Raw genomic sequence first — 17,154 nt, forward strand, 5'->3', positions numbered from 1 at the left:
GCTTACGACCCTTGCATGAAAATCCTCAGCCTGCGCCTCAAGAACCTCAACTCGCTCAAGGGCGAGTGGAAAATCGACTTCGCCGCTGCGCCCTTCGCCGACAGCGGCCTGTTCGCCATCACCGGCCCGACCGGCGCCGGCAAGACCACGCTGCTCGACGCCATCTGCCTGGCCCTGTATCACCGCACGCCGCGAATGAGCTCACTGTCGGCCAGCGGCAACGAGCTGATGACCCGGCACACCGCCGATTGCCTGGCCGAGGTCGAGTTCGAGGTGAAGGGGCAGGGCTATCGCGCCTTCTGGAGCCAGCGCCGCGCCCGCGACAAGGTCGACGGCGCGTTGCAGGCGCCCAAGGTGGAGCTGGCGCGGATTGCCGACGGTGAAATTCTCACTGACAAAATTCGCGAGAAGGAACACCTTACCGACGAGCTGACCGGGCTGGATTTCGAGCGATTCACCAAGTCCATGCTGCTGGCGCAGGGCGGCTTTGCCGCGTTTCTCGAAGCCAACGCCAACCAGCGTGCCGAACTGCTCGAAGAGCTGACCGGCACCGAGGTTTACGGGCAGATCTCGCGGCAGGTGTACGAAAGCAGCAAGGCCAGCGAGCAGGCACTCAACCTGCTGAAAAACCGCGCCGACGGCATGGAACTGCTCAGCGACGAGCAGCGCAGCACCCTGCAGGCCGAGGCCGAACACCTGCGTAGCGAAGAAGCGCCGCTGCTTGCCAATCAAGCCGGTTTGCAGGCGCATCGCCGCTGGCGCGAGGACCTGCAGCAGGCCGAGCAGCACCAGCAGCAGGCGCGCCAGGCGCTGGAGCAGGCGCAGCACTCAGCGGCGGAGGCCGCGCAGGATTTGCAGCGGCTCGCCGCCAGTGAGCCGGCCGCGCGGCTGCAGCCGTTGTACCAAAGCCTGCAACAGGCGCAGCGCGACCAGCAGCAGGCGCAGGCCAGCCTGCACAGCCTGCAGCAGCAACGCCAGGACAACAGCGCCGCCGAGCATCAGCAGCTGTGGCTGGCCAGCCGTTATGCCGAGCAGGCGTTGCAGCAACAGCAGGCTCAGGTGCAGCAACTCGGCGAGCAACAGCAGCAATTGCAGGCGCAGCTGGATCAGGCGCCACAGCGGGCGCAGCTAGGGGAGCGGCTGGCGGGCTGGCGTGCACAGTTCACCCAGCAGCGCCGCCTGCACAGTGAACAGCAGCGCCTGCACGGGCGCGTGCAGGAGGCAGGGCAGCAACTGCTGCGCCTGCAGGGCGAGGCCGGCGAGCTCGATCAGCAGGTGCAGGCGGCGGCCGCGCAACTGGCGCTGGCCCAGAGCGCCGAAGCGCAGCAGCAACAGGCGCTGCAGGCCTTGCTCGGCGAAGGCGGTGAGGCCGGTTTGCGCCAGCGCTGGCAGCAGCTGCAAGCGCGCTTGCGTGTGCTTGAACGGCTGCAGCAACTGGCCGAGGCGCGCGAGCAACTGAGCGCGCAGATCGCCACGCTGCAGTCGCAACTGGCAGGCCAGCAACAGTTGCACTGCGAGCGCGACGAACAGATCACTGCCCTGCGCGAGCGCTACAAGCACCTGCGCGAGCAGGTGGCCGACAAGGAAAAGCTGCTCGAACAGGAACAACGTATCCAGAAGCTGGAGGCCTACCGGCAGCAGCTGCAGGCCGGCGAAGCCTGCCCGCTGTGCGGCTCGCACGAGCATCCGGCAATCAGCGAATACCAGGCACTGAATGTCTCGGCGACCCAGCAGGCTCTGCAGCAGGCACGGGATGATCTGGAACAGCTGAAAAACCAGGGTTCCAGCCTGGGCGAGGCGCAGGCCAAGCTCGGCGCGCAGATCGAAGCGCTGCAGGCGCAGCTCGATAGCGCCCGCGAGCAACTGGCGCAGCGCGATGCGCAGTGGCAGCAGCTACAGAGCGAGCAGGGGCTGCAACTGGCCGATGCGGCGGCGGTGCGCGAGCAGCAGCAGGCGCACGAGGCACAACTGGCTGACTTGCAGGCACAGCAGACTCAGCTGGACAGCCAGAAGGCCGCCGCCGAGCAGGTGCGCATGGCCCGTGAGGCTGCCGAGCGGGCGCAGGCCGAACTGACGCAGCGACAGGCGCTGCTGCAGCGTGACCAGCACAACCTGCAAACGCAGCAGGCTGAGCTGCTGCAGCAACTGCAGCAGCAGAGCCAGGAACAGCTGGCGCAGGAGCAGGCGCTATTGCTCTCGCTGCAGGGCTTTGCCGAGGCGCTGCCAGCCGATGGCGAGGCCTGGCTGGCCACGCAACAGAGTGCCTGGCAACACTGGCAGCAGGCGCAGGATGAGCTGCGGCAACTGCAGGAACAGCAGCACGAAGCTCAGCGTTGCTTCACCGAGATGCAAGCGCAGGCTGAGCACTGGCAGCAACGCTGGCAGGCCGCGGGCTGCGCCGCACAGGCCGAGCCGGCTGAGCACGCAGAGCCGGAGCAGGCGCTGCAGGCGGCGGCTGATCGTCTGGCTGCACTGCAGCACGAAGGCGCGGCATTGCAGGGCCGTGAGCAGAGCCAGCAAGCGCAGCTGGCGCAGGCGCAAACGCGTCTGGATGAGGCCCGGCAGGGCTGGCAGCAGGCATTGGCCGGCAGCCCGTTCGGCGATGAGGCGGCATTTCTCGCCGCGCGGCTGGATGACGCCGAGCGCGAACGCCTCGCCGCGCTGCAGGCGCGCGTGCAGCAGGCGCAGAGCGAGGCGGCCACGCTGCTCGCCGCCGCCGAAGCGCACTGGCAGCAGTTGCAGGCGCAGGCGTTGACGTCGCTTAACCTGGCCGAACTGGATGAACAGCTGCAGGCGCTGCAGGCACAACTGCGCACCCTGAGCGAGCGCCTCGGTGAGCTGCGTGGCCAGCTGCAGGCCGATGAGCAGCGGCGCAGCAGCCAGCAGGCGCTGTTTGCCGAGATCGCCGATAAGCAGAGCCAGCACACGCTGTGGCAGCAGCTCAACAGCCTGATCGGCTCGGCCGATGGCGCCAAGTTCCGCAAGTTCGCCCAGGGCCTGACCCTCGATCACCTGATCCATCTGGCCAACCGCCAGCTCAGCCGGCTGCATGGCCGCTACCAGCTGGCGCGCAAGAGCAGCGGTGAGCTGGAGCTGGAGGTCTGCGACACCTGGCAGGCCGATGTCGCGCGCGACTGCCGCACGCTGTCCGGTGGTGAGAGTTTCCTGGTCAGTCTGGCGCTGGCGCTGGCGCTGTCCGATCTGGTCAGCCACAAGACCAGCATCGATTCGCTGTTCCTCGACGAAGGCTTCGGCACGCTCGACGGGGAAACCCTCGAAGTCGCCCTCGATGCCCTCGACAGCCTCAACGCCAGTGGCAAGACCATCGGCGTGATCAGCCATGTCGAGGCCATGAAAGAACGCATTCCCGTACAACTGCGCGTCCACAAGGGCGTCGGCCTCGGCTACAGCCGCCTCGACGCCCGTTTTGCGGTGAAGGAAGGAGCATAACGATGCTGATGCGAACGAAGGACTCCACCCTGTTGCTGATCGATCTGCAGGAGCGCTTGCTGCCGGCCATCGACGATGGGGCAGAGGTGGTCGAGCAGGCCACCTGGCTGGTGCAGGTGGCGCAGCGCCTCGATGTGCCGGTGATCGCCACCGAACAGTACCCCAAAGGGCTGGGCGTGACCGAGGCAGGGCTGCGCGAACGGCTGCCAAGTGAAGGGCTGCGCGAGAAGATTCATTTCTCTGCCACCCTGGGTGCCGGGCTGTTCGACTTGCCCGGCGGTGAACGCCAGCAGTTCGTGGTGTGCGGTACGGAGACCCATGTCTGCGTGCTGCAGACGGTACTCGGCCTGCTGGCCGCTGGGCGTGAGGTGTTCGTGGTGGATGAGGCGGTGGGCTCACGCCGGCCACGTGACAAGGCGTTGGGTCTGGCACGTATGGAGCGTGCCGGCGCGGTGATCGTATCGCGCGAGATGGTCGCCTTCGAATGGCTGGAAAAGGCTGGCACCGAGCAGTTTCGCGAGGTCAGCAAGGGCTTTATTCGCTGAGCGATAGCCGGCAAGTGCAATGTTGGCGGGCCGCGTGCCAAATCTTGTGGGAGGCGCTTTAGCGGCGCTGGGTTGTTGCGGCTGAAGCCCTTTCACGGATTGTGGTGGTGTTCTAGGCCGGGTATTTCGCGGCTGAAGCCGCTCCTACAGAAGCGTAGCCGGATGCAATTCGGGGCGGCGGTGGCAATGGCCCCGGATTGCATCCGGGCTGGCGCCAAGCCTTGGGGGAGGGGCTTTAGCAGCGCGGGTTTGTCGCGGCTAAAGCCCCTCCCACGGTTGGTGCTGTGTTTCAGTCGGCCGCTTGCCGCCAGGCCTGGCGCTGTTCGGCGTTCTTGAAGGTCCAGGCCACCAGGCGGCTCTGTTTCTGCCCCTGGGACATGCCGAGGATGCGCACTTCGCTGGCGCCGGCCTTGGCCAGCCAGCCTTGCAGCAGCTCCACGTTGCCGCCCTTGGACACCAGGCTGCTGAACCACAACACCTGCTCGGCCACCTGCGCGCTCTCGTTGGCCATGCGCTTGAGGAAGGCCGCTTCGCCGCCCGGGCACCAGAGCTCGGCGGCCTGGCCGCCGAAATTCAGCACCGGCAGTTTGCGTTTCGGGTCGAGCTTGCCGAGGTTGCGCCATTTGCGCGTGCTGCCGCGGGTGGCGTCGTCGGCGCTGGCGTGGAAGGGCGGGTTGCACAAAGTCAGGTCGATGCGCTCGCCGGGCTGTAGCAGGCCGAGGAAGATCTGCTCGGCGTTGCCCTGCTGGCGCAGCTCGATGGCGCCCTGCAGTTGCGGGTTGCGCTGCACGATGCTGCGTGCCGAGGCCAGCGCGGCGGCGGCGATGTCGGCGCCGATGAAGTGCCAGCCGTATTCGCAGTGGCCGATCAGCGGGTAGATGCAGTTGGCGCCGACGCCGATATCCAGCGCGCGCACCACTGCCCCACGGGGAATCTGCCCGCCACAGTCACTGGCCAGCAGGTCGGCAAGGTTGTGCAGGTAGTCGGCGCGGCCGGGGATCGGCGGGCACAGGTAGCCGTCGGGGATGTCCCAGTGGCGCAGGCCGTAGTACTGCGCCAGCAGGGCGCGGTTGAACACCTTGACCGCGGCCGGGTTGGCGAAGTCGATGCTCGGCTTGCCGTAGGGATTGCTGATGACGAAAGCGCCCAGCTCCGGGCTGGCCTTGATCAGCGCGGGGAAGTCATAACGCCCCTGATGGCGGTTGCGCGGGTGCAGCTGGCCCTTGTCAGGAGCGGTCTTGACCGCGGCGGGCGCGGGTTTGCGGGGGCGTTTGGGCGGTTGGGACATGGTCGGCATCTGCGGATCGGACACGGCATTTTCCCATCTTTGCCCGGTGGCGGTAAGTCGCTGCGGGAAGGGATGCATCTGTGCCGCGGTTAACGAAAACCTCGCATGGCACAGAGACGAGTGCGCGAGTGTTGATTCCGGTCAACTGAATGGCATCAGCTCCTCCCTAGAATGCGCGCGCAATCGACTACCCGCACGGAGGCTGCATGGCATATCTGCAATGGGACGATGACCTTGATACCGGTATCAGCGTCATCGATGACCAGCACAAGCGTATCGTCGCGATGATCAATCAGCTGGATGATGCGCAGCGCAGCAGCGATCTGTCGCAGACGAAGGCCGTGATCGATGACCTGATCGATTACACCGTGTCGCATTTCGCCTTCGAGGAGGCGATGCTCGAGGAAGCCGGATACGTGTTCACCAAGGCGCACAAGCGTGTGCACGCGCTGTTCATCAAGCGCGTGGAGGACTACCGCGAGCGTTTCGCCAGCGGTGAGAACATCGCCGACGAGCTCAAGGGGTTGCTGGGCCGCTGGTTGTTCAGTCACATCCGCAGTGATGACCGTAACTACGTCGAGGCCGTCAACGAGAACTTGCGCCGGATAAGTTCCGACGCATCCGAGGGTGGCTGGTTACGCCGTGCCGGGCGACGGTTTTTCCGCAAGGCGGCATGAGCGCGTCGTTCAGAGCGGGAAGATCAGCGGCACCAGCAGCACACTGACAATCATCACCAGCACAGTGAAAGGCACGCCAACGCGCACGAAGTCGCCAAAGCGATATTGCCCCGGGCCCAGTACCAGGGTGTTCACTGGTGAGGAAATCGGTGTCATGAATGCGGCCGAGGCGGCCAGTGCCACGGTCATGGCGAATGGCAAGGGCGAGGCATCCAGCGCCTGTGCCGTGGCGATCGCCACCGGCGCCATCAACACTGCGGTGGCGGTGTTGGAAATGAACAGGCCGATCACCGCTGTCAGGACGAACAGGCTGGCCAGAATCAGCCGTGGCCCAGCATCGCCCAGACTGCTCACCAATCCCTGCACCGCCAATTCGACGCCGCCAGTCTGCTGCAATGCCTGGGCGAAGGGCAGCATACCGACAATGAGAATCAGCGTCGGCCAGTGGATCGCGCGGTAGGCGCTGTCCAGATCGATGCAGCGAAATGCCCCCATCAGCAGGCAGGCGATCAGCGCCGCCTGCACGTTGGGCACCAGGCCGCTGACCATCAGTACCACCATCACCGCCAGGCTGAGCAGGGCATAGGGCGCCTTGCGCGCGGCAGGCGCCACTTCGGCGACTTCCGCGGGCAGGCTGAGTACCAGAAAGTCGCGACTCAGCCCCTGTAGCCGGTGAATATCGCGCCAGGCGCCGGCCACCAGCAGGGTGTCGGAGGGCCGCAGTTTTTCATCGACCAGCACACCCTCCAGCGCTTGCCCCTGGCGGCGCACACCGACCACGTTGAGCTTGTGCTGCGAGCGAAAGCCCAGTTCCTGGATGGTCTTGCCCGGCAACTGCGATTCCGGGGGCAGCGCCACCTCGGCCAGACCCAGCTCATGGGCGTGCAGGCTGAAATACGAATGGGGTAGCGGCATGGGCTCCAGGCCGAGGGTCTGATAACTGCCGAGTAGGCCGATAGCGGGACTGGCAATATCCACCAGCAACACGTCGCCGGGTTCCAGCAGGGTGTTGCCATTGGCCATCAGCAGCAAGGTGCGCAGGCGCTGGCGTCGTTCGATGGCGATGACGTTGATGCCATGTTCGCGGCGCAGCTGCAGTTCGTTGAGTACCTGATTGGCCAGTGACGAATCGGTGCGAACACGTAAGCGTCGCTCGCGTTCCTCCAGGCTATAGCGCTCGGCCAGGTCGGCCAGGGTCAGACGGGGCGGTTCGGCATTGCCGCCCGCTTCGGTTCGAACCAACCAGCGCCGTGCCAGCAGCATGTAGCCGATACCGAGCAGGAGGATGGCCAGGCCGATCGGGGTAAAGGTGAAGAAGCTGAACCCCTCGAGACCGGCACGGCGCAGTTCGGCGTGCACCACCAGGTTCGGCGGTGTCGCCACCAGGGTCAGCATGCCGCTGATCAGCCCGGCGAAGGCCAGCGGCATCATCAGGCGGCCCGGGGCCAGGCGCAGGCGTGCGGCCACACCGAGTACCACGGGGATGAAGATGGCGACCACGCCGGTGGAACTCATCACCGAACCCAGGCTAGCCACTGCCAGCATCAGCAGAATCAGCAGGCGTGTCTCGCTGCTGCCGGCCTTGGCCACCAGCCAGTCCCCCAGACGATAAGCGATGCCGGTGCGCACCAGGCCGTCGCCGATGATGAACAACGCGGCGATCAGCACCACGTTGGCGTCGCTGAAACCGGCCAGGGTTTGTTGCAGGTCGAGCACGCCGGTCAGTGGCAGGGCGACCAGCACCAGCAGGGCGACCACGTCCATGCGTGGCTTGCCGATGACGAACAGGGTGATGGCGCCGGCCAGCAAGCCGAGCACCCAGAGAAGATCAGGATTCATTACAGCTCCATCAGGTACGGAGCGATTATTTCAGGGATAACCGAGGATGGTCTTGATCTGCTGCAGGTTGGCGGCGACCCAGCGCTTGTCGATTGGTCCCCAGTCGCGGATCAGATAATGCCCGGCGTTGTTGCGCTCGCCTTCGCCCTGTTCGAACTGGCAGTCGATATCCAGCTCGGCCAGCGCCGTGAGCGTGTCCTGCGCGGTACGCCGTGGCATGCCGGTGGCTTCCATCAGCGCCGGCACGCTGGTCGCTGCACCGCTGTCGATCAGCCAGGCGACGTAGAGACGGCGGTAGAAGCTGGTTTTGGTCTTGCTCACGTCCATGCGTTGGGTGTCCGTGTTGGGCGGGGAGTTGTCGGGGGACTATATCAGCGCGTCGCGAGTTGCGGCACGTGGGCTGGGATGAGAGAGCCTATGGGAATGGAGTGGTTTGGTGCGCCTGGGTTACCTCGCGTGGTGCCGACTAGCGCGCGGCGCTTTGCTCTAGTAGCCAGCGTTCGAATAGCGCCAGTGCCGGTGGCGATTCGGCGTTTGGACGGGTGACCAGCACGTAGTGTTCAGCCAGTTCCGCCTGCACCGGCCAGGGCGCACTGAGTCGGCCATCGGCCAAATCCTGTTCGACATAGCGGCGGGGAACCAGGGCCATGCCAAAACCCGCCTTGGCGGCTTCGATGAGCAGCGCATAGCGGTCGTACACCGGGCCATGGCCTGCGTGCTCCAGCGCCATGGCGCTCAGTTCGGCATAGCGCGCCCAGCCGAAGGGGCTCTCGTGCTTGTGCAGCAGTGGCATCTGCACTGCAGGCAGGGCGGCCAGTTGTGGGTGGCAGATGGCGACCAGCGACTCCTCGAACAGGGGCTGGACCGTCATTCCAGGCCACTCGGGATGAGCATAGTGAATCGCTGCGTGCAGCTCGCTGTCCGCCAGGGAAAACGGTTGCGTGCGTTCGCGCAGGTTGATTTCGATGCCCGGGTGTTGCTGGCGAAAATCCACCAGACGGGGGATCAGCCAACGGCTGGCCAGCGTTGGCAGTACGCCGATCTCCAGGGCACTGTTGGCGCTGGCGCGCCTGCTCAGCTGACGGGTATGACGCTCGATGTCGGCCAGCGGCCCGCGCATCTGCGTGGCGTAGTCGGCGCCGACAGCGGACAGCTCGACGCGGTTGCCGACGCGATGGAACAGGCGCACGCCGAGAAAATCTTCCAGCTTGGCGATCTGCCGGCTGATCGCGCCTTCGCTCAGCGACAGCTCCTGAGCGGCGCGGGCGAAGCTCTGGTGGCGAGCCGCGGCCTCGAGGGCGAGCAGCGCGGCGGTGCTGGGTAGGCGTCTGCTCATTCTGGCCGTCCGTGTGCGAGGGGCGACAGGATGACGCATGTGCAAGCTGCCGTGCAAAAAAATCGGTAACGCCTGCGACCCGGCCTGCCTAGCATGTCGCCGGGTTGCTGCCGTTGTTGCAGGTGGCGTCATCGATGGCGTGAAGGAGTGTGATGTGCTGAAGACGAGCGATCGGGTATTACTGGGTAGCGGTGTTCTGATTCCTTTCTGGCTGTTGCTGGGCGTGGCGCTGACCGCGCTGGCCTATCCCGGCTACAGCCACTTGCAGCAGGCCATGAGCGAGCTGGGCGCGCAGGGGGCACCGACTCACGGCTTTTCCGCCTGGGTCAACAACCTGCCGCTGGGGCTGTTGTTCATGCTCTTCGGTGTAGGCGTGGCACGCCGCTTTCACGGCTCGAAGCTGGCGCTGTTCAGTGCACTGCTGATCGGCCTGCATGGCCTGGGCAGCCTGGGCACCGGCTATTTTTCTTGTGATCAGAGTTGCGCGCCGGCGCAGCCGTCGCTGTCGCAACAGCTGCACAATCTGGCTGGGCTACTGATGTTCCTGTCGCTGACGCTGGCCAGCGCGCTGTGGATCGTGCTGGCGCGGCGGTTGCTGCAATCGCCGGGGCTGGCGCTGTTCTCGGCGCTGTGTCTGCTGCTGGCGATCGTCACGGTGGGGCTGATGGCCACGGCCGCTGCCAGTGGCCAGCTGTTCGGCCTTTACCAGCGCCTGAATTACGCGGTCTCGGTGCTCTGGGTGGCGGCGCTGGCGCTGCAGACACTGCGCGCCAGCGGGGCGCGTCAGCTCAGCACGGCGGCCAGTGCCATGTAGGTGGCGGCGCCGGACAGGTAGCCGATAAAGGCCAGGCCGGTGATGCGCTTGAGGTACCAGATGAAGTTGATCTTCTCCATGCCCATGGCTGCCACGCCAGCCGCCGAACCGATGATCAGGCAACTGCCGCCGGTGCCGGCGCAGTAGGCGAGCATTTCCCAGAAGTTGCCGTTGACCACGAAGTTGCGCAGCCATGGCAGCTCCTCGGCGGCCGCGTTGGCGAGCATCTCGGGGCTGACCAGGGGATACATCTTCATTGCGCCGGCGACCATCGGCACGTTGTCCACCACCGCTGACAGAATGCCGATGGAAATGGCGATGCTGTAGACGTTGCCGAGGCCATCCTTGAGCTGGGTGGCGACCTGGATCAGGTGGCCGGCGCTGGACAGTGCGGAAACCGCCAGCAGGATACCGAGGAAGAACAGCACGCTGGTGATGTCGATGCGGCGCAGCACGCCGACTACTGACAAGGGGTCCTTCTCTTCGCTGTTCTTGCTGCGGTGGATCACTTCGGTCACCACCCAGAGCAGGCTGAGTCCGAAGAGAATGCCCATGTACGGCGGCAGGTGGGTGATGGTCTTGAAGATCGGCACGAAGATCAGCGCGCCGAGGCCGAGGGTGAATACCAGGTTGCGCTCGAACGGTGTGGTCGGGTCGCGGCGGCTCTCGGCGCTTTCCTTGATACGTGGCTCGGCAACCTCGCCCTTGAGCACGAAGCTCATGATCAGCAGCGGCACCAGCAGGCAGACCAGGCTGGGCAGGAACAGCTTGGCGATGATGCCTGTGGCGGTGACCTGCTCACCGATCCACAGCATGGTGGTGGTGACGTCACCAATTGGCGACCAGGCGCCGCCAGCGTTGGCGGCGATGACCACGATGCCGGCATAGAACCAGCGCTCGTGCTTGTCGGCGATCAGCTTGCGCAGCAGCGAAATCATCACGATGGTGGTGGCCAGGTTGTCCAGGGCTGCGGAGAGGAAAAAGGTGATCAGGCCCACCAGCCACAGCAGGTGCACGCGCTTGTGGGTGCGAATGCGGTCGGTGATGACCTTGAAACCTTCGTGGGCGTCGATCAGCTCGACGATGGTCATGGCACCCATCAGGAAGAACAGGATCTCGGAGATCTCGCCCAGATGGTGACGCAGCTCCTCGACCACGTGATGGGTATTGGTGCTCGAGCCGGCGGTGCCGGTGCCGATCAGCGGCAGGATGCTGTCAGCCCCCAGCACCAGCAGGGTCCAGACAATTACTGCGGTGAGCAGGGCGGAGGCTGCCTTGTCGATCTTTAACGGGTGCTCGAGGGCGATGCACAGGTAACCGAGGACGAATACGAGGGCCATCAACGCATACATGGAGTGATTCCGCCTGTTTTCTTCTGTGGGTATTGAAGGTCGGTAGGCGGGGGAAGATGCCTGAAACACCTTGTAAAAGGAAAGGACTTAATGCCGCAGCGCCGCTGCGAGGGCGATCCATGCCGCTCGCGTGTATGCGGCGCGAATCACTGCACCGCAGCGGTGCGCCGGGGCGGCAGGAGGTAGGCCAGAGCGAGGGCCAGCAGCGGCATGATCAGGTTGAAGAAGCAGTACGGCAAGTAGCTCAGGGTGGCCACGCCGAGGGTGGCGGCCATGTAGGCGCCGCAGGTATTCCAGGGCACCAGTACCGAGGTCAGGGTGCCACCGTCTTCCAGTGCGCGGGACAGACTGGTTGGCGCCAGAGCGCGCTTTTCGTACTCGGCGCGGTACATGCGGCCCGGCAGCACCAGCGCGATGTATTGGTCGGCAGTGATGATATTGGTGCCGATGGTGGTGGTGATGGTGCTGGCGACCAGGCCGCTGTCGCTGCGCACCAGCCGCAGCGCACTCTGCAGCAGGCGCTGGAGCAGGCCGAGGCGCTCCAGTACGCCGCCGAAGCACATGGCGCAGATGATCAGCCATACGGTGGTGAGCATGCTGGCCATGCCGCCCTTGGACAGCAGGCCATCGAGTTCGGCATTGCCGCTGGCCGACTCGTAGCCGGCGAACAGTGCGCTCCATACCGTTTTCAGTGGGGCCAGGGCACCGGCTGCGGGGTCGGCCAGACGTGCCATCACATCCGGTTGGAAGGCGATGGCGAACAGTGCACCGACCAGCGCGGCGAGAAACACTGCGGGAAACGCCGCCCACTGGCGCACGGCGAGCAGCAGCAGGAAGGCCACCGGCAGCAACAGATGCCAGCCCAGGCGGAACTGCGCTTCCAGTGCTGCCAGCACGTCGCTGATGCGTCCGGTGTCATGGCTGGCGCCGGCCTGCTGGCCCAGCACGAAGAAGATCGCCAGGGCGATCAGCAGTGCTGGCACGGTGGTGCGCAGCATGTTGCGGATATGCGCGAACAGGTCGGCACCGGCGGCGGCTGGCGCCAGGTTGGTGGTATCGGAGAGCGGCGACAGCTTGTCGCCGAAGTAGGCGCCGGAAATGATGGCCCCAGCGGTGATCGCCGGATCCAGGCCCAGGCCAGTTGCTACGCCCATCAGACCGATACCGAGGGTGCCGGCCACCGTCCACGAGCTGCCGATGGACAGTGCGGTGAGGGCGCAGATCAGGCAACTGGTGACGTAGAAATACTCCGCGCTGATCAGCTTCAGGCCCAGCCAGATCATGGTCGGTACGGTGCCGGCGAGAATCCAGGTGCCGATCAGCGCGCCGACGGCCAGCAGGATCAGATTGGCCTTCATGGCCATATGAATGCCGGCGAGTATGCCTTCCTCGATTTCACTCCAGCGCAGGCCATTCTTCAGGCCGACCAGGCCAGCGACGAAGGCGGCGCTCATCAGGGCGATCTGATTCGGGCCACTGGAGGAACCATCGCCGAACAGGTAGACGGAAAGGCTGAGGAGAACGACGAGCACGCCAATCGGCAGCAGTGCGTCGAGCAGGGAAGGGGAGCGGGAAGTCATGGGAATACCGGAAAATCAGATGAACCGTGGGAGGGGCTTTAGCCGCGACTTTGCGGTTGAAACTCGCGGTTGAAGCCCCTCCCACAAAAAACAAAACCCGCGCCTTTCAGGGCGCGGGTCTGTGGGTGTTGCAGGTTGATCAGAGTGCGGCGATCTTGCCGCGCTGCTCGACCATCTTGCTCAGGGCCTGTTCGGCCTCGGCCAGCTTGGCGCGTTCCTTCTCCAGCACTTCGGCCGGGGCCTTGGCGACGAAGCCTTCGTTGCTCAGCTTGCCGCCGACGCGTTTGACTTCACCTTCGAGGCGGCCGATCTCCTTGTCCAGGCGCGCCAGTTCGGCGTCCTTGTCGATCAGCCCGGCCATCGGCACCAGCACTTCCATGTCGCCGACCAGGGTGGTGGCGGACATCGGCGCTTCTTCGCCGGCCGCCAGCACGCGTACCGATTCCAGCTTGGCCAGCTTGTTCAGCAGCGGCTCGAAGTCGGTCAGGCGGCGCTGGTCTTCGGCCGAGGCGTTGGCGACGATGATGTCGATGCGCTTGGCCATGGAGATCTTCATCTCCCCACGGATCTGGCGTACGCCCAGCATCAGTTGCTTGACCCACTCGATGTCGCCTTCGGCGGCGGCGTCGATGCGGCTCTCGTTCGCCACCGGCCAGGCCTGCAGCATGATGGTGTCACCGCTGACGCCGGCCTGCGCCTTGATGCGCTGCCAGATTTCTTCGGTGATGAACGGCATGAACGGATGAGCCAGGCGCAGGATCACTTCCAGCACGCGCACCAGGGTGCGACGGGGGCCGCGCTGACGCTCGATCGGCGCATTTTCGTCCCACAGCACCGGCTTGACCAGCTCCAGGTACCAGGCGCAGTACTCGTCCCAGATGAACTCGTACAGCGCTTGCGCGGCCATGTCGAAACGGAAGCCGTCGAGGTGGCGGGTCACGTCCTGCTCGCAGCGCTGCAGGGCGGAGATGATCCAGCGGTCGACCGGCGACAGCTCCACCGCTTCGCCGTTGACACCGGTGTCCTGGCCATCGGTGTTCTCGATGACGAAGTTGGCGGCGTTCCACAGCTTGTTGCAGAAGTTGCGGTAACCCTCGACGCGGCCCATGTCGAACTTGATGTCGCGACCGGTGGAAGCCAGCGCCAGGTTGGTGAAGCGCAGGGCGTCGGTGCCGTAGGCGGCGATGCCTTCGGGGAACTCGGCGCGGGTCTGCTTGGCGATCTTCTCGGCCAGCTTGGGCTGCATCATGCCGCTGGTGCGTTTTTCCAGCAGGGCATCGAGGCTGATGCCGTCGACGATATCCAGCGGGTCGAGCACGTTGCCCTTGGACTTGGACATCTTCTGACCCTGGCCGTCGCGCACCAGACCGTGGACGTAGACGGTCTTGAACGGAATCTGCCCGGTCAGGTGGGTGGACAGCATGATCATCCGGGCAACCCAGAAGAAGATGATGTCGAAGCCGGTGACCAGCACGTCGGTGGGGTGGAAGGTCTTGAGGAAGTCGGTCTGCTGCGGCCAGCCGAGGGTGGAGAAGGTCCACAGGCCGGAGCTGAACCAGGTGTCCAGCACGTCTTCGTCCTGACGCAGGTTGGCCTCGCCGAGGTTGTGCTTGGCGCGCACTTCGGCCTCGTCGCGGCCGACGTAGACGTTGCCGGCATCGTCGTACCAGGCCGGGATGCGGTGGCCCCACCACAGCTGACGGCTGATGCACCAGTCCTGAATGTCGCGCATCCAGCTGAAGTACATGTTCTCGTACTGCTTGGGCACGAACTGGATTTCACCGCTCTCGACCACGGCGATGGCCTTCTCGGCCAGCGGCTTGGTGGAGACGTACCACTGATCGGTCAGCCACGGTTCGATGACGGTGCCGGAACGGTCGCCCTTCGGTACTTTCAGCGCGTGGTCTTCGATCTTCTCCAGCAGGCCTGCTGCCTCGAAGGCGGCGACGATCTGCTTGCGCGCTTCGAAGCGGTCGAGGCCGGCGTACTGCGCCGGAATGCTCGCATCGATCTCGCTGTTGACGCTGCCGTCGAGGTTGAACACCTGCGCGGTGGCCAGCACGGCGGCGTCCTTGTCGAAGATGTTGATCAGCGGCAGGTTGTGGCGCTTGCCCACTTCATAGTCGTTGAAGTCGTGCGCCGGGGTGATCTTCACGCAGCCGGTGCCGAACTCGGGGTCGCAGTAGTCGTCGGCGACGATCGGGATACGCCGGCCCACCAGCGGCAGTTCGATGTAGCTGCCGATCAGCGCCTTGTAGCGCTCGTCTTCCGGGTGCACGGCCACGGCGCTGTCGCCGAGCATGGTTTCCGGGCGGGTGGTGGCGACGATCAGGAAGTCATTGCCTTCGGCGGTTTTCTTGCCGTCGGCCAGCGGGTAGCGCAGGTTCCACAGGTGGCCCTTCTCGTCGTGGTTTTCCACTTCGAGGTCGGAGATGGCGGTGTGGAACTTGGTGTCCCAGTTGACCAGACGCTTGCCACGGTAGATCAGGCCGTCCTGGTGCAGGCGCACGAAGGCTTCTTTCACCGCTTCGGACAGGCCTTCGTCCATGGTGAAGCGCTCGCGCGACCAGTCCACGGAGGAACCCAGGCGACGGATCTGACGGGTGATGGTGCCGCCGGACTGCGCCTTCCATTCCCAGACCTTCTCCAGGAACTTCTCGCGGCCCAGGTCATGACGGCCGATGCCGTCGGCGGCCAGCTGGCGCTCGACCACCATCTGGGTGGCGATACCGGCGTGGTCGGTGCCCGGCTGCCACAGGGTGTTGCGGCCCTGCATGCGGCGGAAGCGGATCAGCGCATCCATGATGGCGTTGTTGAAGCCGTGACCCATGTGCAGGCTGCCGGTGACGTTCGGCGGCGGGATCATGATGGTGTACGGCTCACCGCTACCTTGTGGGGCGAAGTAGTTGTTCTGCTCCCAGGTCTGGTACCAGTTGGATTCGATGGCGTGCGGCTGGTAGGTCTTGTCCATGCGCGGCGGGACCCTTGTGACGGCTGATCGGAAAAGCCGACAAGTATACCGCGTCTGAAGGCCAAGCCATAAGCCTCGAACTGCAGGGCAGACCCGCGTCCATTTTTCTAGGAGCTCTGTCACGGGACGAATGCTTGGCGGCAAGAATCAACAGCTTCGCCCCGAGGCGGGGCAACACAAATATCGCAGGCACCGCCGCCCCCTGTAGGAGCGGCGCCCCGCCGCGAATCGTTCGCCAAAACACTACAAAGTAAAAGCTTCGCCCCGGGGCGGGGCTCCTACAGATTGAGTTCTTAGGTGGGGGCTGGCGGCGCGTCAGGGCTTGCGCGGCGGCATCAGACGCGGCAAACGGGCTTCGAGGCGGCGCTTGAGTTCGGCTTCGATCTGCGGCACGAAGTCGTCGATGACGTCCTGCAGAATCAGTTGTGCAGCGGCACGCAACTCGCCATTGAGGTGCTGCAGATCACGGGCGCTGTCGTGCAGGCGCGGCTCCAGGCGCTCGCGTATCGGGCTGGCCGCTGGCGTGGCGTTGGCAGGAGGCTGCCTCGCCGGATCCGCTGGCGGTTTGACCGCTGGTGTCGTGTGGAAGGGCGGCGGCGGGCCAGGTGGCGCGCTGACGATATCGGACAGCACGGGGATGCTGTCCGGGTCGAGCGAGTCGATCAGCAGCGGCGGCTCATGACTGTCATCACCCAGAAGTTCGCGGATCGACTCCAGGTCATGCAGCAACTGAGCGGGTTTCTGTGGAGGCTTGGGGGTGTCCATGACGGTCAGCGCAGCGATATGAATGGCAGGGTGACTAACTAGTGTGAACGCCGCTGAACTCTATAGTTCGACGCGTTTGGGATCATACCCGCGCTGGCGGTAGGCACGGAAATTCTCGCGACAGGCGTTGAGCTGCTCAGGTTGCTGATTGACGATCTCGATGATGCGGGCGAAGCGCTCCACATGAGGAGACAGGCTGCTGCCGAGGTTGATCAGTACACCCTGCTCGGTGCTGGGCGTCTCATCGGTGCCCAGCGCCACGGGAGAGAGTGGCGCATCGCGGTGCAGGTCGTGGGGTAGAAACCGTTCGGCCTTGAACTGCCAGAGCAGTTCGTCGAGCTCGCCAACCTGTGCCTCGTCGCTGCCGCGCACGAATACCGGCAGGCCAGCACCCCAGGCCTTCAGCGCCAATTGGCAGGCAGCACGCAGACGGCCAGCGGCATCGCTGGAGGAAAGGACGTAGAACTCGATTCTGGGCATGATTTTTCGGCGGTTATAAAGGGCAGACGTAGCCCGGATGCAATCCGGGACGGTGTA

General features: G+C 64.9%; 12 protein-coding genes and 1 pseudogene. 4 read left to right on the plus strand and 9 right to left on the minus strand.

Annotated features, from left to right (window positions below):
• Window positions 1–15 precede the first annotated feature (15 nt).
• Both ACJRW5_RS21975 and ACJRW5_RS21980 read left to right on the plus strand, forming a co-directional pair.
• On the plus strand, window positions 16–3,450 hold the full coding sequence (locus tag ACJRW5_RS21975; protein ID WP_484572618.1) for an AAA family ATPase: 3,435 nt from the start codon (window positions 16–18) through the stop codon (window positions 3,448–3,450).
• Window positions 3,451–3,452: 2 nt separating this feature from the next.
• The gene (locus ACJRW5_RS21980) at window positions 3,453–3,995 is read left to right on the plus strand and encodes a hydrolase (RefSeq protein ID WP_484572619.1); all 543 of its coding nucleotides are present in this window, start codon (window positions 3,453–3,455) and stop codon (window positions 3,993–3,995) included.
• Window positions 3,996–4,284: 289 nt separating this feature from the next.
• Here the strand turns inward: ACJRW5_RS21980 and rlmF are convergent, their stop codons facing one another.
• Complete coding sequence (rlmF, locus tag ACJRW5_RS21985; RefSeq protein ID WP_484572669.1) at window positions 4,285–5,283, minus strand: 23S rRNA (adenine(1618)-N(6))-methyltransferase RlmF; 999 nt, start codon at window positions 5,281–5,283, stop codon at window positions 4,285–4,287.
• 206 nt (window positions 5,284–5,489) lie between these two features.
• Here rlmF and ACJRW5_RS21990 point away from each other — a divergent pair, with 206 nt between their 5' ends.
• Window positions 5,490–5,960 (plus strand): bacteriohemerythrin, encoded by a 471-nt coding sequence (locus tag ACJRW5_RS21990; protein ID WP_484572620.1) that lies wholly within the window; start codon window positions 5,490–5,492, stop codon window positions 5,958–5,960.
• 9 nt (window positions 5,961–5,969) lie between these two features.
• On the opposite strand, the pseudogene ACJRW5_RS21995 reads toward ACJRW5_RS21990, so the two are convergent.
• From ACJRW5_RS21995 to ACJRW5_RS22005, 3 genes and pseudogenes are all read right to left on the minus strand, one after another.
• Window positions 5,970–7,802 (minus strand): annotated as a pseudogene (locus ACJRW5_RS21995) (SLC13 family permease); the annotation flags it as partial.
• Window positions 7,803–7,829: 27 nt separating this feature from the next.
• Window positions 7,830–8,126, minus strand: a complete 297-nt coding sequence (locus ACJRW5_RS22000; RefSeq protein WP_484572621.1) for a winged helix-turn-helix domain-containing protein — start codon at window positions 8,124–8,126, stop codon at window positions 7,830–7,832.
• Between the two features lie 139 nt (window positions 8,127–8,265).
• Complete coding sequence (locus ACJRW5_RS22005; RefSeq protein ID WP_484572622.1) at window positions 8,266–9,135, minus strand: LysR substrate-binding domain-containing protein; 870 nt, start codon at window positions 9,133–9,135, stop codon at window positions 8,266–8,268.
• Between the two features lie 157 nt (window positions 9,136–9,292).
• Between ACJRW5_RS22005 and ACJRW5_RS22010 the strand changes: the two genes are divergently transcribed.
• Window positions 9,293–9,949, plus strand: a complete 657-nt coding sequence (locus ACJRW5_RS22010) for a DUF998 domain-containing protein (protein ID WP_484572670.1) — start codon at window positions 9,293–9,295, stop codon at window positions 9,947–9,949.
• Here the strand turns inward: ACJRW5_RS22010 and nhaD are convergent.
• From nhaD to ACJRW5_RS22035, 5 genes are all read right to left on the minus strand, one after another.
• The gene (nhaD, locus tag ACJRW5_RS22015; protein WP_484572623.1) at window positions 9,919–11,301 is read right to left on the minus strand and encodes a sodium:proton antiporter NhaD; all 1,383 of its coding nucleotides are present in this window, start codon (window positions 11,299–11,301) and stop codon (window positions 9,919–9,921) included. The two genes, ACJRW5_RS22010 and nhaD, sit on opposite strands and share 31 nt — an antisense overlap.
• Window positions 11,302–11,447: 146 nt before the next feature.
• A complete protein-coding gene (gene nhaC, locus ACJRW5_RS22020) occupies window positions 11,448–12,881 on the minus strand; it encodes a Na+/H+ antiporter NhaC (RefSeq protein WP_484572624.1) in 1,434 nt (477 codons plus the stop codon).
• Between the two features lie 139 nt (window positions 12,882–13,020).
• On the minus strand, window positions 13,021–15,852 hold the full coding sequence (locus tag ACJRW5_RS22025) for a valine--tRNA ligase (protein WP_484572625.1): 2,832 nt from the start codon (window positions 15,850–15,852) through the stop codon (window positions 13,021–13,023).
• Between the two features lie 315 nt (window positions 15,853–16,167).
• The gene (locus tag ACJRW5_RS22030) at window positions 16,168–16,617 is read right to left on the minus strand and encodes a DNA polymerase III subunit chi (RefSeq protein ID WP_484572626.1); all 450 of its coding nucleotides are present in this window, start codon (window positions 16,615–16,617) and stop codon (window positions 16,168–16,170) included.
• Between the two features lie 60 nt (window positions 16,618–16,677).
• Window positions 16,678–17,097 (minus strand): DNA polymerase III subunit chi, encoded by a 420-nt coding sequence (locus ACJRW5_RS22035; RefSeq protein WP_484572627.1) that lies wholly within the window; start codon window positions 17,095–17,097, stop codon window positions 16,678–16,680.
• Window positions 17,098–17,154 lie beyond the last annotated feature (57 nt).

Source organism: Pseudomonas pichavaramensis, from assembly GCF_050473265.1.
In the GTDB taxonomy this organism is placed as follows: domain Bacteria; phylum Pseudomonadota; class Gammaproteobacteria; order Pseudomonadales; family Pseudomonadaceae; genus Aquipseudomonas.

Bases quoted from the DNA above. Each gene is read 5' to 3' on its own strand.
- ACJRW5_RS21975 (WP_484572618.1), top strand. From the start codon at position 16: ATGAAAATCCTCAGCCTGCGCCTCAAGAACCTCAACTCGCTCAAGGGC.
- ACJRW5_RS21980 (WP_484572619.1), top strand. From the start codon at position 3,453: ATGCTGATGCGAACGAAGGACTCCACCCTGTTGCTGATCGATCTGCAG.
- rlmF (WP_484572669.1), bottom strand. From the start codon at position 5,283: ATGTCCCAACCGCCCAAACGCCCCCGCAAACCCGCGCCCGCCGCGGTC.
- ACJRW5_RS21990 (WP_484572620.1), top strand. From the start codon at position 5,490: ATGGCATATCTGCAATGGGACGATGACCTTGATACCGGTATCAGCGTC.
- ACJRW5_RS22000 (WP_484572621.1), bottom strand. From the start codon at position 8,126: ATGGACGTGAGCAAGACCAAAACCAGCTTCTACCGCCGTCTCTACGTC.
- ACJRW5_RS22005 (WP_484572622.1), bottom strand. From the start codon at position 9,135: ATGAGCAGACGCCTACCCAGCACCGCCGCGCTGCTCGCCCTCGAGGCC.
- nhaD (WP_484572623.1), bottom strand. From the start codon at position 11,301: ATGTATGCGTTGATGGCCCTCGTATTCGTCCTCGGTTACCTGTGCATC.
- nhaC (WP_484572624.1), bottom strand. From the start codon at position 12,881: ATGACTTCCCGCTCCCCTTCCCTGCTCGACGCACTGCTGCCGATTGGC.
- ACJRW5_RS22025 (WP_484572625.1), bottom strand. From the start codon at position 15,852: ATGGACAAGACCTACCAGCCGCACGCCATCGAATCCAACTGGTACCAG.
- ACJRW5_RS22030 (WP_484572626.1), bottom strand. From the start codon at position 16,617: ATGGACACCCCCAAGCCTCCACAGAAACCCGCTCAGTTGCTGCATGAC.
- ACJRW5_RS22035 (WP_484572627.1), bottom strand. From the start codon at position 17,097: ATGCCCAGAATCGAGTTCTACGTCCTTTCCTCCAGCGATGCCGCTGGC.